Origin of the sequence: Gordonia sp. PDNC005 (assembly GCF_016919385.1) — a bacterium.
Classification (GTDB): Bacteria; Actinomycetota; Actinomycetes; order Mycobacteriales; family Mycobacteriaceae; genus Gordonia.
In genome coordinates this window covers 344,586-359,713 of the sequence record NZ_CP070351.1, presented here as the reverse complement: position 1 = coordinate 359,713, position 15,128 = coordinate 344,586, and the positions used below count along the sequence as shown (strand labels likewise).

Sequence of the window (15,128 nt, the reverse complement as noted above, 5' to 3'; positions counted from 1 at the left end):
CAACCGGGGACATTCAATGACCGTACGAGTGCTGATCATCTCGTTGGTGATCGCTGCGGTGATTGCGGGCGGAATCGTCATCGGCGGCTACGTGATCGATCTCATCGCAGCCCGGCGACGCTGACTCAGCGAGGCCACACGAGCGTGTAGACCCCCTGCGCGAAGAACACGACTGGAACAAAGGCGACCGCCAACGGGATGTCCACCGCGTCGAGCAGGCGCCGCACACGCGCCGCCGTGACCTCGTCGAGTGTGGGCAGAGCGCAGGCCGCCAACACCAGGACGAGCACCACCACCGCTGCTCCGATTCCGAGAACGTACGACGATCCGGCAGCGCCGAACCAGCGAATCGCACCCGCAGCCAAGAACACCGTGCTCGCGGCAGCGGCGAGGATCATCGGGGCCACATGACGAGCATGTGTGAAATTTCTACTGCGGAGCAGCCAGATCGCGACCATGATCGCCGCGGCCAGGCCCTGCTCCCACACTCCGTCCGCGGCGATCGTCGCCACCGCGAGCACCCCGAGGACCGATGACGACCACACGAGCACATCGGCGGTCAGCCGCCCCCGCGTCAATCCGCGAGCGACGGCATCCCGATCCGCGAGCTCCATCCGCTCGCTCAACCGCACCTGGGCGAGCAGGCCCGACGACGCCAACGCCCATTTCGGCGCGACGATCACCGCGACGACCAGCACGGGCAGCACCCAGACCGACATGGCGACCGCATTCGCGCCCGCGAGGAACGCTCCACCGGCCACCGAGCAGCCGCCTGCCGTCGCACATGCGGCGATCGAGACCGGCGACGAGCGAAGCACGATCGCGGCAGCCGATGCGACGACCGCACAACCGACGGCGACGGTGAAGGCCACTTGTTCCGCTGTCCCGAGTTCCTCTGCGGCACGCCACATTCCGAGGGAAGCCGGAATCACGGCAACCCAGGCCGCGTTCCCGACGGACGGTCCTCGCAGCGCAGCCCCGGCGAGCAGGCACAACAGCGCCAATCCCCCGAGAACTCCAACGACAGCCTGCCGTGCGTCGTCCCCGGCGACGACAGCTGAGGCCAGCGCGACGACCACACCGACCGACACGCCGATCCAGGTGCGGCGCGTGCCTGCATCCCACGTTCGGAATCGGGCGTCGACCCCACGACGCATCTCGGCGAGCACGTCGTCAACGAATGGCGGCGGCGCAGCCTCCGGAGCCTTCGTCAGGTGCAACCGCGCGCCGTCGACGATCTGATGATCGGCCAGCGTGTCTTCGAGGTCGATCGGCCCGAGCGCGGGCGTCGACAGCGTCCACACGGCGCCGCCTGCGGAGGCGGTCGGGCCGAGCAGTCCCAGCACGTCATCGATATACTCGACAACCGGACGTTGCGCCGGAAGACTCACGTCGAGTTGGTTGTCATCCGCAACGACGGTCAGTCGAACGAAGTTGGCACCCATGCGTCCATCATGGCACCCCGGTGCCGACCAGACCGATCGAGCCCGTGGTGCGCGCACAGCACGACACGACGGACAAGACCGACACGAGGGGGAAGTGTGGGGACCCGCCTAGTCCACCGACCGGCGAGACTCAAGGTCGACCCGCTGCCGTCCGAGCCGCTCAAACTGCCGCCGGCACCTGCCATCGACTCCGGGAACAACAACCCGATGATGGCGATGCGCGCGATCCTCCCGATCTTCGCCGGACTCGGCATGATGGCGATGATGATGTCGTCGGGAAACCCGATCAGGATGATCGCAGGCGGCGCGATGGTCACCGCGGCCGTCATCGGCGGCATCGCGATGTTCATCTACGCCAAGAGCGGCGGTCGTAAGAAGGCCGAGCAACAGCGCGGTGTGTACGTCGAGTTCGTCGCCGAGGCACGACAGCGTCTTGATCAAGAGAGCGCCGACCAACGGGCCGTCTCGGTCCGCAGGCATCCCGAGCCCCGCGCACTTCTCAATCTGATTCGGGACCCTTCACGGCTGTGGGAACGGCGACCGCACGACGACGACTTCCTCGTCGCCCGGATCGGACGCGGCACCGGGCCCCTCGCGCGCGACGTCGACGTACCCGATCAGGCCGACCCGTTGAAGAAGCCAGAGCCGATCGCGCAGGCGCACCTCGACAGGTTGATCTCGGCGACGAAACGGATCGAGGACCTTCCCGTTGCGGTGCAGCTCGCAGGCGTCGTGTCGATCGTCGGTCCTGCGGAGTTGACGTACGAGGCGGTCCGCGGAATTCTCACGCAGGTCGGAGCCCTCCACGCCCCCGACGACGTCCGCTTCCACTTGGCGCTTCCGGCGGCCGGTGCGTCGACCGCGTATCAGTGGGCCATGTGGCTCCCCCACATCCTCGACCCGGACAGATTCGACGGTCCTATCGGACGCAGGATGACGTCGCGAGATTCCGACGACCTCGTCTCGTTCATCGATGAGATCGATGAGCGGGCACGGCTTGTCGACGAGATCGCAAAACGTTCCGCCTCGTCGTCGAAGGGCATCGACGCTCCGCATCTCGTTGTGGTGATCGACTCCGACGACCAGCACGGCAGGGAGGTTCTCAGTGTCTTGAGCGGTCGTGACCTGCAGGCGATGAAGGTCGTCGCAGTGGTGCTGAACGAACAGCGGACTCTTGAACCAGGCCATGTCGACGCCCGCATCACCATCGCCGACAACAGATCCGTCGAGGTCGAGATCTTCGGCGACGACACCGAGTCGAATGCGCGGGTCGACGCTGCGCAGCGTCGCACACGTCGTCTGGTGCGCGGTGCTGATCGTGGTTCGCTCGACGCGGTGTCGGAGACACTCGCTGCCACGATCGCCCGCAGACTCGCGCCCATCCGGTTAATCGAAGACGCGGCGCCCGACACACCGCTCGAATCGACGATCACCCTCGATCGATTGCTCGGCATCTCCGACTTCGGCACCTACGACGTGCACCAGATGTGGTCCCCACGGCCGCTCGACGAGTTCCTGAACGTTCCATTCGCGGTCGGTGGCAACGGCGAACCGGTTCATTTGAACTTGAAGGAGTCCGCGCAGGAGGGCATGGGTCCGCACGGCCTGTGCATTGGCGCCACCGGATCGGGCAAGTCCGAAGTGCTCCGCACGATGGTTCTCGCACAGGCGGTGTGCCACTCCCCCGATCGGCTGGCGCTCGTCCTCGTCGACTACAAGGGCGGCGCGGCCTTCGCCGGGCTCGACCAACTCCCGCACACCACCGCGATGGTCGACAATCTTTCGGACGGGGCCGGCCTCGTCGACCGCCTTCACGACGCGCTGCTCGGCGAGATGCAGCGTCGTCAGCAGGTCCTTCAGGCTGCGGGGTCGCTCCCGAACGTGACCGAGTACAACCGCCGCCGAGATGCAGGGCAAGACCTCGAACCGCTGCCGAACCTCTTGGTGGTGATCGACGAGTTCGGTGAGATCCTCGCGGCCAAACCCGACTTCATCGACCTCTTCGTGCAGATCGGCCGGATCGGCCGATCGATCGGCGTGCATCTGCTGCTCGCCACGCAGCGGCTCGAGGAGAGCAAACTCCGCGGCCTGGAATCCCATCTGTCGTACCGGATCGGCCTGCGCACCTTCTCCGCACAGGAGTCGCGCACCGTCATCGGAACCACTGACGCTCACCAGCTTCCACCGATTCCCGGATCCGGGATCCTGAAGGTCGACCCCGACCTGTACGAGCGGTTCAAGGCCGCATACGTGTCCGGGCGTTATGTGCCTGCGGGAGCAGCCGAAGAACTGCAGCTTCCACCCGTTCCGATGCCGTTCCAGTTGGGGAACGACACCTCACACTGGCTTCACGAACGCCAGCTCGAGCACGAACTCGCAGTCCAGAAGAACGTCGCACCAGCCGACGAGGACGACCCGTTCGTCGAGACCACGCTCGACATGGTGGCTCGACGGCTCGGCGAGCACGCCGACAAGGTCCGCCAGATCTGGCTGCCGCCGCTGCCCGACTCGATCCCGATCGGCGAAGTCCTCGGCGATGTCGCGCCCAGTCGCGGTCGCGGATTGTCGGCTGTCGACACCGCGATGTGCGGACAGCTGAAGTTCCCGATCGGGCTGAAGGATCAGCCCCTCAAACAGTGGCAGGGGCCGCTCACCCTCGATGTTCGAGGATCGGGCGGGCACGTGGTGTTTCTCGGTTCACCGCAGTCGGGCAAGACCACTGCGGTCCGAGCGATCGTGATGGGCGCCGCCCTGACCCATACCGCGACCGAAGTCGGTTTCTACGTGATCGACATGGCCGGAAGCTCGTTGAGCCCGCTGGCGAACCTCCCCCACGTCGGTGATGTCGCGACGCGATTCGAGTCGGACAAACTGCGCCGCAGCGTCGCCGAAGTCGCTTTCCAGCTGGCCGAACGTGAGCGGATCTTCGCTGATCACCAGATCGAGACTGCCGAGGCGATGCGGGAGGCCCACCGGCGCGGCGCACTGCCGGAACTCGCATGCGCCGACGTGTTCCTGGTCATCGACGGTTGGTGGACATTCCGTGAGGAGTACGAGGCCCTCAGCCAGCAGGTCCAGGACATCGTCGCTCGGGGGCTCGGCTACGGGGTTCACGTGATCCTGACGTCGTCCCGGTGGGCCGATTTCAGGCTCCAGATGCAGAGCATGCTGGGCACCCGCGTCGAGCTGCGGCTGAACGACGCGCTCGAGTCGACAATCGACCGTCGTACGCTCGCGTCGATCCGGCCCGAGGACCAGGGACGATGCGCCACGCAGGACAAACTCCTCGGGCAGATCGCCCTCCCCCAGGTGGGCGGTTCCATCGGTGGCGCCGAGGCGTCGCTGCGCGCGATCGCCGACGCGTGGACCGGTCCGGTGATCCCGCCGGTCCGGATGCTGCCCGACGAAGTGACTCTGGCGACGATCCGATCGGATCACCCAACGGCTCCGCGAGCGGTGATCGGCCTGGCCGAGGCAGATTTGATGCCCGCCTCGATCGACTTGTTCGGCACTGACCCTCACCTGCTCGTGTTCGGCGACAGCGGTTCGGGCAAGACTTCCCTTGTCCGGACGCTGATCAACGACATCTGCCCCGCGTACAAGGAAGGCCAGGTGGTTTTTGCCGTCATTGACCCGAAGCGTCAGTTGCTCGACGCGGTCCCGCCCCAGTTCTTGGGCGGGTACGCAGGCACTGGAGGCGCCGCGACGGGATTGATGGGATCGATCGCGCAGGAACTCGTACGGCGCCAGCCCCCGGACGACGTGACTCCGCAGCAGCTTCGAGACCGCTCGTGGTGGAAGGGACCCGAGGTGGTCATCATCGCCGACGACTACGACCTGATCGAAGGCGGCAACAGCCCGCTGCGACAGTTGGTGCCGTTCCTGTCCCAGTCGCGCGATCTCGGGGTCCACCTCGTGGTCTTGCGCCGCAGTGGAGGCGCGGCGCGCGCCGCATACGAGCACGTCATGCAGGGCATCAAGGAGAGCGGCGGCACTGGCCTGTTACTGTCCGGAGACAGGCAAGAGGGACAGATCTGGCCGAAAGCCTGGCTGCAGCATCTTCCGCCCGGGCGCGGGGATCTGATCAGGCCGGGCAAACTGCCGGAGCGGATTCAGGTGGCCTTCACACCGTCTCCCCTACTCGTGTCCGCTGCCCTCGACAAGCACACCGCACCGACCGCCGAAGGATGACCGTGAGCACTGACGAATCAACGCCTCAGACCGATCAGACGGAAGCTCGGCCGCTGTCCGTGCAGTGGCACCCGGATGCTCTCCGACCTCCGTTCGAGTGGATCGTCCAACTGCCGCCGGATTGGGCCGTGATCGAGACTCACCCCACGCGGTGGAAACGTCAGAACGAACGGATCGTCGACGACTTCTTCGACGGTCGGCGCGTGCCGAGCAAGGTCCGAAACGCGCTGCTGCGGTCGCTCGGCGACGCGGTCGCGACGGCACAGCAGAAGAAGGTTCTCCTGACTCTGGTGAAACCCGCGATCGATGAGGACGGGCGCGTCTCGAACATCGCCATGAATCTGATCTTCTCGTCGAGTTCACCGCGATTGGCGTCGATGGCTCCGGTCAAGCGCGCCTTCGGGTCGACGGAGACGTATGTCGAACGAACGACTCCGAGCGGCAGCGCGTACGGCACGGTGACCGTACGGAAGAAGCAGCGAGACGGCGCCGAAACGCGCGAGGTGCTGTCGGTTCAGGGCTTCCTGCCGATGGCCGGCACCACGTGGACGCTCGCTGTCGGCGTCACAACGCCGCAGGTCGACTTGGAGAAGCAGCTGGTCGACATGGTGATCCGATGTGTCTCCAGCGTCAGGACCCCGTCCGACCACACTGCGGCTGCAACGCAAGAGTCGGCGTCGCCGTCACTCGAACCGCTCGACTTCGACGAAGCGATCGCACTCGTCGATCACGTGATCGGTACCTGACGCTGCGCCGTCGAATGGTCGCAGTTCAGACTTGGTGCTAGCCTCGGGCCGGTACACGAATCGGGGAGGAAGTGGACGTGGGGAGTTTCATCCAGGTACCGCCGCAGGACATGATCTCGCTCGGCAATGCTCTCAATGGCATTCGCGACATGCTTGAGGCCCAGAAGAATGACGGCCGTGTCGTTCACGGTCTCGACGACAGACATGGCGAGTACCACGTACAGGTTGCTGAAGAAGGCTTTGTCGATGCCTGGAAGACGTCCATCGACATGCTGATCGAGGCAATCGGCGGGACCGGCGATCTAGCGAAGGCGATCGGAGTCGGTGCCGCCGAGATCGACGGCAAGGTGGCCGAAGCCGGAAACAACGCCGCTAACCAGCTGTCCTCTTTTAACTTCCACGTGTAACGGAGCGATCACCATGCCTGACCTATTCGCTTGGGACAACGGCGTCGCCGACGGGACTGTCACTCAGGTCAATGTCGCGAAGACTCTCCTGACTGTGCACTTGCAGATCCTCGTCGCGCAGGTCAACTCCGCGAAGGACGCCGGCGCGTGGTCGGGATATGAGGAAGAGACCTTCCGCCTCATCTTCGACAACTGGCACAAGGCCGCGGACGGCGTGTTCCAAGTCCTCGACGGAATCTCAAAACTTGTCGACGGATCGAACGATGCGGTTCAGAAGTATCGCGACGAGATCATGAAGGCTCTCGGCTGATAGCCCTCAATCGGTAACCGATCCTCCCGCTTCGATCACTCTGGCGATGACTTCGCCTATCCCGTACACCACTGCGGGGTCGTCGAGCAGCGATCCTTCCGGCGTAGCGACCAGCGGCGTCGGCATGGGAACGATGTCCCCGTATTGGCACTCGAGTCGCGTCCGATCGTCACCGCCGACAGCCACGACCGTCACTCCGCCGCGATCTGCCAGACGTCCGGCCACCGACTTCCCGTCGTGCAACCAGGCGTGTGCGATGTCCGAGCGGTCTCCTACCAGCACGATGTGCGACGCCAAGTCGGACGCCGACGCGATCGTGGGAATCGGTACCCCATGCGGAACGTCGATCACCAGGCTCGGGAAACGACGTTCCAACTTCCACACTGCGTCTCGCAACGTACTCGGCGGCACGGCACCGGGTCCCTCGAACCAGCATGAGGCGAGCGGCACCCGTGCAGTCATGTCCACATAGTCTTCAACGGTTCGACGCCCAAGCGTCGCACTGTGCGATGCGGCCAGGCCGATCAAGTCGCCCGATCCATTCGATCCGAGCACCCGCCGCAGCGGCTGAGCGGTCCCGTCGGCATCCACCGCCGCGACCGGCAAAGACGACAAAGACTGAAGAAGGACCGCCAGAGCTGCTGAGATCGGAGTGGTCGCTGTGCGCTGATCGAGCGGAAGCACGACGACGAGTGCCGGGCGGTCAGTTCCACCCGCGAGCCGACGTTCGAGACGTGCCTGTGCGGGCAACGCTCTCGTTGAGTTTGAAGCGAGCCTCATGACCTGATGGTAGTCGTTCGAACGACACCGCCAGGCGTCGCGTTGTACTCACCGCATGCACCCGATAGGTTGGAAACCGCGCCGGGACAAACCGGACGAGACTTCAGGTGCGGTATTCGGATTCAAGGGGGAGTATCTGATGGCAGAAGGTGATCGGCTCGTCGTCCAACCGGCGGCAGTCAAGTCGATGGGTGGGGACCTGCAGAACTCGGTCCAGAACTTCACCTCAAGCGCGAAGACGTTCGATTCTGGCATGAAGGCACTGGTCGCAGTTGCCAAAGGCGATGGCGCGACAGCCATCGACAGGCTCGCTCAAGAGTGGGTTCGTGCGAACGACCAGATCACGAAGGCCCTGGACGATCTCGGTCTGCGAACCGAAGATGCCGGCGACAAGTATGAGCAGGGCCGTCAGGACCAAGCTCAGCAGGCGCAGACCCGCGGGGGTCAGATGGACTTCCACGTCGAATCGATCTGACCGGTCAGTCCAGTTCCACTACCCGTTGCCGTCGAATGCGCGACGGCGATGGCGTCGCCCCATCCCCTTCTTCGGCTCACTGTGGGCTCGCCGAATGAAGGCCACCACCGATGCCTGTTTCCAAGCTTGATCCGTTGGCGACGTTCAACGTCAAGGGGCAGCCGCTGCGGTTGACGAGAAATCCGGCGTCGGTGACCGGTGGTGCGATGCGGTACGCCGATTTCGCGGAGGACTGCGAGACGGCTGTGCGGGTGTTACGGCGCTTGGATTCCAGTGATCTTCAGGGTCCTGAAGCTAATGCGTTCCGCGGCAAGATCTATCGGCGTCTGGCAGGGTGGTTGACTTCCACGGCCGCGCCCATCGCAGTACTCACCGGAGTTGCGTGACCGTCCAACTCGGATGGCGTTCGACGCTTAAAAGGACCGGAGACCGGTCCAGGCGCGATCGCCCGGATCGCCAGTCAGCTATACCTCGATCCCGAAACACTTCGGAGCTGGGTACGCAGATTCGAGGACGGCCAGACTGCCGTCCCTGGTGTGGAAACGGTCTCTGATATCGATCGGGTCCGTCAGTTGGAGAAGGAGAATTCCGAGCCCGAGAGCGCCCAGGGAGACGCTCAGCCCTTCTGAGAACCGGAATTGTCAGAAGGCTCGTCTACTCTCTGACCCCATGGATGCAGTTCACACCATTGTCGTGTCGGTCGTTCCGACCCCCATCGTCGCCTACGCGCTACTCATATTGGGACTAGGCGCACCTCTGATGAAGTCAGCACGATGGGACGTCGCATTCCAGCGGACAGCAATGCTAGAGATTCATCGCCGGAGGCTGGCCGCCGATCGATTGTGCATGGAAGACTTTTCGAGCGCGACATCAATCGTCGGAAACAAAGAGTTGGATGATTGCGTCGACAAAATTGCCTCGGATCATTTCGCAGCCGTAGTCGCAATCGTCGGCGGACACAGGATAACTGCTGAGACTTTGTTTGCGCCCTGACGGGCAACGCTTATTCGAGCCTTAAATCGACAGCGATCTGCCGCTCGCCGAGTTCGTCGCCTCCGGAATTTACCGAACGTGTAGCATTTCGTGCAGTTCGTCTCGAGTATCGAGGCCGCGGTCGCAGGAGTGATTCGGCTAGTGCGGATGCACGGCTATGTCGTTAAGAAATTGTTCTCTGACCTTTCAGTTTTCTTGGTGGTCGTCGGCGTGGCCGTCGGCGTTTTCTACTGGTACGGAATGAGCGCCCTCGGCGAGACCGACGACCCGACGTCTGCCATCGGTCTAGCTATGACCTGGTCGGGCATCATTTGTGTATTCTGGATGGCCAGTCAGGTTCTTTTTCGCGTTGGTTCCGCAGTGCGAGGCCACGACCGACCGTGGACTGGCCCCGCGGTCGCCACAGTCGCGGCGTTGACGTTGGCCCTTTCGCTGTGACGGCACAGTACGCAACTGGCATTCTCAGCAAGTTGGCACTCATCCAGCATAACTTCACTGTACCCCTGAGTGTCCCCGAGGAGGTCTCCACACGATCGTTTTCTGCATTGGTTGGAGCAGGCACGCTTTGGGTGGCCTTTCGCATAGGCAGGATAGTGAGGTACCCACATTTCCGCCTCAGCGAGAGGATCCGGGGAGCGGGGATCTCATGCCTACTCGTCCTTTTCGGCGCGATATTCCTCGCACTCTCCATTGACAAAAACGCCTTGTCGGCGATGACAGTTCCTATCGCTATCGTTTTCGCACTGGCAGCGTTCCTGTTCTTCATCGGAGGCCTCGTCGCGGCGGCTGAGTGGTTCACGCGCCGCCGACGTCTGGTATCTGCTGGAATCCGCGTTCCACTTCGTGGGTTCGGGTTGCGGACGGCGCTCATCGTCGCGGCGGTTAACCTTGGAGCATTTCTAGGCATCTTCGCCGTCGACTCGATCACGTCGACCAGCGTCAGGGCCGCACAAGCAACGGTCTACATCCTAGCGGCGATCACACTGCTTGGCGTCGCAATCGGGATGGCCTGGTGCTGCGCCGGATGGCTGTACGTGCGACGCGTCGACTCATACTACGAACAGTTCCGCACCGATGGATTCGGTTCCGGGCGCGATACATAGTTCGACAACCACAGAAGCGAACACGCGAAGGAAAGCGTCGCCCAACACCGAACCTAGAAGTCAGAAATCGGCGCACCTACTCCAACGGCAGCTGATTCGCAAGCGCAAGTATCTGGTCCTTCTTCGCACCCTGCGCGCCAACTGCGAGCCAGACGTTCTCCAATGTGTCGGGCCGGAGGTATGCGACTCCATTCCGTTCATCGAGGTATCCGGTACCGAATCGCCACCGAATGGCTTGTGCTCCCGGTTTCCGCGAGGCAGCGGCGAATACCGAGTCCGTGGCGTCCTTCGAGACCAGCCATGCCAGCGCCAGCAGAGTCGTCGGGCCCGCACACGCCATACGTGCGCGTGCGTATATCTTTCCGCTCCCTTGGTCTGCCGGTCCCATCTCATCGTCAAAACCAGACAACAGCCACGAGCAGTTGATGTCGTTCCAACCCGTGGTATCTGGTGTCTGTGGCAGCAGCTTGGGCAACAGTGCGACCAGGGGTGAGTACTCGCCCCAGCTCGGGCCCACGGTCACGTCGCCGGAAGAACTAGGCGCCGACGTCACGCCGTCGGAAATGGCGCGGACTATATAGGTGTGCTTCCCTTCGGTCGCGGTTTTGTCGGACACGGCCGTGTCGCTCCCGCTGTACACCACCGCCGATCCGTCACGCACCACCTCATACGAATCCGCACCGTCAACGCCCGTCCATGCGATCTTCACAACAACGCCGTTGGCGGAGACGCTCACACCGGTGGGCGCGTCAACGGAGCCACCCCCTCCGATGACGAATCGGACTACAAGGAGCGCAACCACTAGCACCACGGCAGCGGAAGCTCCGATGAGTGCAATGTGAGGGCGCCCGCCTGCCGGGCCGGTATTGGAACGGTCTCCTGATCGACCAATCATCAGAACGGCAGCCTTCCCAGCGTCTCGCGTGCTTTCGCGGTGTCTCGTGGATCCGGGAAAACGACCTCCACAAACGTTCTGGCCCGTTTGTCTTCATCGTCGAAGATCCAGAGTGACCGTGCTTCGCCGCCCTGCGTTCCCGTCCGTGCCCGGCCAACACTGTTCTGTGCCGACTTGATATTGAACTCTGTCTTCGCCGTGGACGACGACAGTTCGCTCTGCGAGGCGAGCCCGGCCGTGTCCGCATCTGCAAATGCCACGATCCGGACTTGGTAGAGCATGTCCTCTCCGTCCTGTTTCTGGCAGAGAATCATCGACGACGGGTGCGATGTGGAGAAATCCGGCCCCGACCCGCGGCACTTCATCGCCTCGAAGCCGTTAGTGCTGACCGGGGTTGCCGGCACCAGTTCGGGGAACATTTCCACCACCTCACGTAATGCACCCCAGGTCAGCGTCACGTTGACCGGATCTGAGGAGGCGAAATCGGAGCCTCCTCGTGAAGTGCTCCGCGCTGCCACTGAGTACACGTGCTCCCCCGGCAGCGGCGCACTCAGAACGACGTTGGTGTCGCTGACAGTTCGCACCACGACGTCGTCTTCCATGACCACGTACTCGTTTGCGCCGGACACCCTGTCCCACGACAGTTCCACGCCCTGCGCCGATGATTCCGCAGTGAAGTCGGCCGGGGTGTCGAGCGCGGTACCGGAGATCCACAAGAACCCTGCGCCGATACCGACGGCCGCCGCAACAGCGATCGCCGCCGTCGCCAGGACGGGAGTCCGTCGGTACCACTTCACCGGCGAGGTCGGCTGCGGGCTCTGGAAAGCGCCGGTACGCGCGAAGTTCGGAGCGAACGCGGCCGGATTCCCCTGGCGGACTGGCGCGCCCGGAGTGTTCGCGAACGACGGTGGGACCACCACCGCTCGGCCCTCGAACAGGGCGATTCGCAGGGCGTGAGCGAATGCCCCACACGTCGGGGGACGCTGGCTCGGATCCTTCGCGAGACCAGCGGCGAGAACCGAGTCGACGGCGGGCGGCAACGACCGGTTGCGTTCGCTTGCCCGCGGCGGCTCCGCGAACATGTGCGCCGTCATCAAGCCCTGCAGGCTCTGCGAATCGTAAGGAGAGCTGCCGGTGAGCAGCTCGAACGCGGTCGCAGCGAGCGAGTAGAGGTCGGCGCGACCGTCCACCGCACGACCGTCGATCTGCTCCGGCGAGCAGTAGCGCATCGTGCCGACAGTGGTCCCGGTACCGGTGAGGTTGCCTTCGGCGTCGCCGATCGCCTGCGCGATGCCGAAGTCGGTCACCTTGATGGCCTCGGGGAAGATCGGGTCCGGGCCGGGGGTGATGAGGATGTTCGCCGGCTTCACGTCACGGTGCAGGATCCCGTTGCGGTGCGCGACGTCGAGCGCCGCGGCGACGCCATCGACGATGTTGGCGACCAATCGGGCGTCGAGCCCGCCCGGGGACTGCTTGATGATCCGCGACGCGTCGGTGCCCGGCACCATCTCCATCGCGATCCACAGAAGATCGTTCAGTACACCGCGGTCGTAGACGCGCACCAGATTGGGGTGTGTCAACGGCGCGACGAGGTCGGCTTCCCGCTCGAACCGCGCCCGCACGACGGGGCTGTCCGCGTGGGCGGAGCGCAGGACTTTCAGCGCGTCGCTGCGCGGCAGACGCGGGTGCCGCACCCGGTACACCTCACCCATGCCGCCGGCGCCGAGCACTGATTCGACCCGGTACCCCGCGATCTCTTCCCCGACTTCGAACATGCGCCGCATGCTACCGGGTCTTCCGAATTCGGCTGCGCCCGCACAACCGACCGAATGACGTGCACCTGTCCTGGTCACCATACTCGCGAGGCGCTTCGGCGTAGTGCATCTGTTCGCTCGACGGCGGTGGCCCCTCCCTACTCGTCGAGCCCCTGTTCGTCGAGGGCAGCCGACAAACCGCAAGGCAGTCCGCAGGTCCTCCAGTTCGCGTGGATCGCGAGACGAAACCGCCTGAACCCCTTCATTCTTCGTGCTCACCCACCTACGATCGGCAGTCATGACTCCCCGCTTCACCGCCGACGAGCTCGACGCTGCGTTCGCCCAGTTCCAGAGGACCACTGCCGAGGTCGCGATCAGCGACGACTGGGACGTCTGGGCTGATCAGTTCACCGAAGACGCCGACTACGTCGAGCACGCGTACGGCACCATGAAGGGCCGCGAGGCGATCCGCACATGGGTCAAGAAGACCATGTTCGCGTTCCCGGGCAGCCATATGACCGAGTACCCGTCGCTCTGGCACGTGTCCGATCCCGAGACCGGCCGCGTGATCTGCGAGATCGACAACCCGATGCGCGACCCCGGCGACGGATCCGTCTTCACCGCGACCAACATGACGATCCTGACCTACGCGGGGGACGGTCTGTGGAGCCGCGAAGAGGACATCTACAACCCGATGAAGTTCGGGCAGATGACCTACCAATGGTGCCAGCGGGCAGCCGAACTCGGAACGCTCGACGAACCGGCCAGTCGGTGGATGGACACAGTCGGCAAGATGTTCGCGCCGCGGTCCACTCGCTCGTAGCTCGCGCGCCGGCAGTTCGGTACCTACGATCGCGTAACCACAAGCTACTCATCCGTAACATAGGCACGGTGCGGAGCGATGAAACCCGTGACAGATGGACTTGGGACCGTTACGACCGTGACGTAGCCTGAAGGGATACGCGCACGTCGACGCTCCCCGCGGCGGCACTGCCGCCCGACCGACGCACCGAACCGACCGGAGGAATCACCGATGGCACGCGAACTGACTCAACTCGAGCTGCTCCGGGAGCTGGAGCCGATCGCCGAGAACAACGTCAACCGACACCTGAAGACGGCGCGCGACTGGAACCCGCACGACTACGTGCCGTGGGATGAGGGCCGCAATTTCGCCGAGCTCGGTGGCAAGGACTACGACCCCGAGGACTCGAAGCTCGACGACGTCGCCAAGGCCGCGATGATCACGAACCTGCTGACCGAGGACAACCTGCCCTCGTACCACCGCGTGATCGCCGACAACTTCTCGATGGACTCCGCGTGGGGCCACTGGGTCGGCCGCTGGACCGCCGAGGAGAACCGCCACGGCATCGCGATGCGCGACTACCTGGTCGTGACGCGCGGCGTCGACCCCAACGCGCTCGAAGAGGCGCGCATGATCCACATGACCAACGGTTACGACCCGATGCTCGCGGCAGCGGATCGCGCCGACGAGATGGCCGCCAACGGTGAAGAGATCGGCCTCCTCCACTCGGTCGCGTACGTGACGTTCCAGGAACTCGCGACCCGCGTGAGCCACCGCAACACCGGCAAGGCCTGCAACGACCCCATCGCCGACCGCATGCTTCAGCGCATCGCTGCCGACGAGAACCTGCACATGATCTTCTACCGCAACATCTGCGGTGCAGGCATGGACATCTCGCCCGACCAGACGCTCCGCGCAGTCGCCGACATCGTCACCAACTTCCAGATGCCCGGCGCAGGCATGCCGAACTTCCGTCGTCACGGCGTTCTCATGGCCAAGCACGGCATCTACGACCTCCGTCAGCACCTCGAAGAGGTGATCCAGCCGGTCCTGCGCAAGTGGAACGTCTTCGAGCGCACCGACTTCGGCCCGAAGGGCGAGCAGACTCGCGAGGAGCTCGCGGCGTTCCTCGACCAGCTCGACAAGGACGCGACCCGCTTCGAAGAGATGCGCGACCGCGCCCTGGCCCGTGAGGCCCGCAAGCGGGAGCAGCAAGCATCCTGAGCA

The 15,128-nt window shown here is 64.1% G+C and carries 15 protein-coding genes; 11 read left to right on the top strand and 4 right to left on the bottom strand.

What is annotated here, in order from left to right; all coding sequences use genetic code 11:
• Positions 1-125 precede the first annotated feature (125 nt).
• Positions 126-1,445 (bottom strand): EsaB/YukD family protein, encoded by a 1,320-nt coding sequence (locus JVX90_RS01795; RefSeq protein ID WP_205330770.1) that lies wholly within the window; start codon positions 1,443-1,445, stop codon positions 126-128.
• Positions 1,446-1,541: 96 nt separating this feature from the next.
• Between JVX90_RS01795 and eccCa the strand changes: the two genes are divergently transcribed.
• From eccCa to JVX90_RS01775, 4 genes are all read left to right on the top strand, one after another.
• Positions 1,542-5,636 carry a type VII secretion protein EccCa gene (gene eccCa, locus JVX90_RS01790; RefSeq protein ID WP_240194014.1) on the top strand — a complete coding sequence of 1,365 codons (4,095 nt, stop codon included), beginning with the start codon at positions 1,542-1,544 and terminating at the stop codon, positions 5,634-5,636.
• A gap of 2 nt (positions 5,637-5,638) precedes the next feature.
• Positions 5,639-6,382 (top strand): hypothetical protein, encoded by a 744-nt coding sequence (locus JVX90_RS01785; RefSeq protein ID WP_205330768.1) that lies wholly within the window; start codon positions 5,639-5,641, stop codon positions 6,380-6,382.
• A 77-nt stretch (positions 6,383-6,459) separates the two neighbouring features.
• On the top strand, positions 6,460-6,789 hold the full coding sequence (locus tag JVX90_RS01780) for a hypothetical protein (protein ID WP_205330767.1): 330 nt from the start codon (positions 6,460-6,462) through the stop codon (positions 6,787-6,789).
• A 13-nt stretch (positions 6,790-6,802) separates the two neighbouring features.
• Positions 6,803-7,099, top strand: a complete 297-nt coding sequence (locus JVX90_RS01775) for a hypothetical protein (protein WP_205330766.1) — start codon at positions 6,803-6,805, stop codon at positions 7,097-7,099.
• Between the two features lie 6 nt (positions 7,100-7,105).
• Here JVX90_RS01775 and JVX90_RS01770 read toward each other — a convergent pair whose 3' ends face one another.
• Positions 7,106-7,879, bottom strand: a complete 774-nt coding sequence (locus JVX90_RS01770; protein ID WP_205330765.1) for a hypothetical protein — start codon at positions 7,877-7,879, stop codon at positions 7,106-7,108.
• 139 nt (positions 7,880-8,018) lie between these two features.
• Between JVX90_RS01770 and JVX90_RS01765 the strand changes: the two genes are divergently transcribed.
• The 5 genes from JVX90_RS01765 to JVX90_RS01740 all read left to right on the top strand — a co-directional run bounded on the left by JVX90_RS01765 (position 8,019) and on the right by JVX90_RS01740 (position 10,450).
• Positions 8,019-8,354: a WXG100 family type VII secretion target gene (locus tag JVX90_RS01765; RefSeq protein WP_205330764.1), complete on the top strand. Its 336-nt coding sequence runs from the start codon at positions 8,019-8,021 to the stop codon at positions 8,352-8,354.
• A 110-nt stretch (positions 8,355-8,464) separates the two neighbouring features.
• Complete coding sequence (locus JVX90_RS01760) at positions 8,465-8,740, top strand: hypothetical protein (RefSeq protein ID WP_205330763.1); 276 nt, start codon at positions 8,465-8,467, stop codon at positions 8,738-8,740.
• 283 nt (positions 8,741-9,023) lie between these two features.
• Positions 9,024-9,347, top strand: coding sequence for a hypothetical protein (locus JVX90_RS01750; RefSeq protein ID WP_205330762.1), 324 nt, complete (start codon positions 9,024-9,026; stop codon positions 9,345-9,347).
• A 90-nt stretch (positions 9,348-9,437) separates the two neighbouring features.
• Complete coding sequence (locus tag JVX90_RS01745; protein ID WP_205330761.1) at positions 9,438-9,785, top strand: hypothetical protein; 348 nt, start codon at positions 9,438-9,440, stop codon at positions 9,783-9,785.
• 32 nt (positions 9,786-9,817) lie between these two features.
• Positions 9,818-10,450, top strand: a complete 633-nt coding sequence (locus tag JVX90_RS01740) for a hypothetical protein (protein ID WP_205330760.1) — start codon at positions 9,818-9,820, stop codon at positions 10,448-10,450.
• Between the two features lie 76 nt (positions 10,451-10,526).
• Here JVX90_RS01740 and JVX90_RS01735 read toward each other — a convergent pair whose 3' ends face one another.
• Both JVX90_RS01735 and JVX90_RS01730 read right to left on the bottom strand, forming a co-directional pair.
• Positions 10,527-11,186, bottom strand: coding sequence for a hypothetical protein (locus JVX90_RS01735; RefSeq protein WP_205330759.1), 660 nt, complete (start codon positions 11,184-11,186; stop codon positions 10,527-10,529).
• Between the two features lie 158 nt (positions 11,187-11,344).
• The gene (locus JVX90_RS01730; protein WP_205330758.1) at positions 11,345-13,120 is read right to left on the bottom strand and encodes a serine/threonine-protein kinase; all 1,776 of its coding nucleotides are present in this window, start codon (positions 13,118-13,120) and stop codon (positions 11,345-11,347) included.
• 277 nt (positions 13,121-13,397) lie between these two features.
• Between JVX90_RS01730 and JVX90_RS01725 the strand changes: the two genes are divergently transcribed.
• Positions 13,398-13,922, top strand: a complete 525-nt coding sequence (locus tag JVX90_RS01725) for a nuclear transport factor 2 family protein (RefSeq protein WP_205330757.1) — start codon at positions 13,398-13,400, stop codon at positions 13,920-13,922.
• A 210-nt stretch (positions 13,923-14,132) separates the two neighbouring features.
• Positions 14,133-15,125, top strand: a complete 993-nt coding sequence (locus tag JVX90_RS01720; protein WP_205330756.1) for an acyl-ACP desaturase — start codon at positions 14,133-14,135, stop codon at positions 15,123-15,125.
• Positions 15,126-15,128 lie beyond the last annotated feature (3 nt).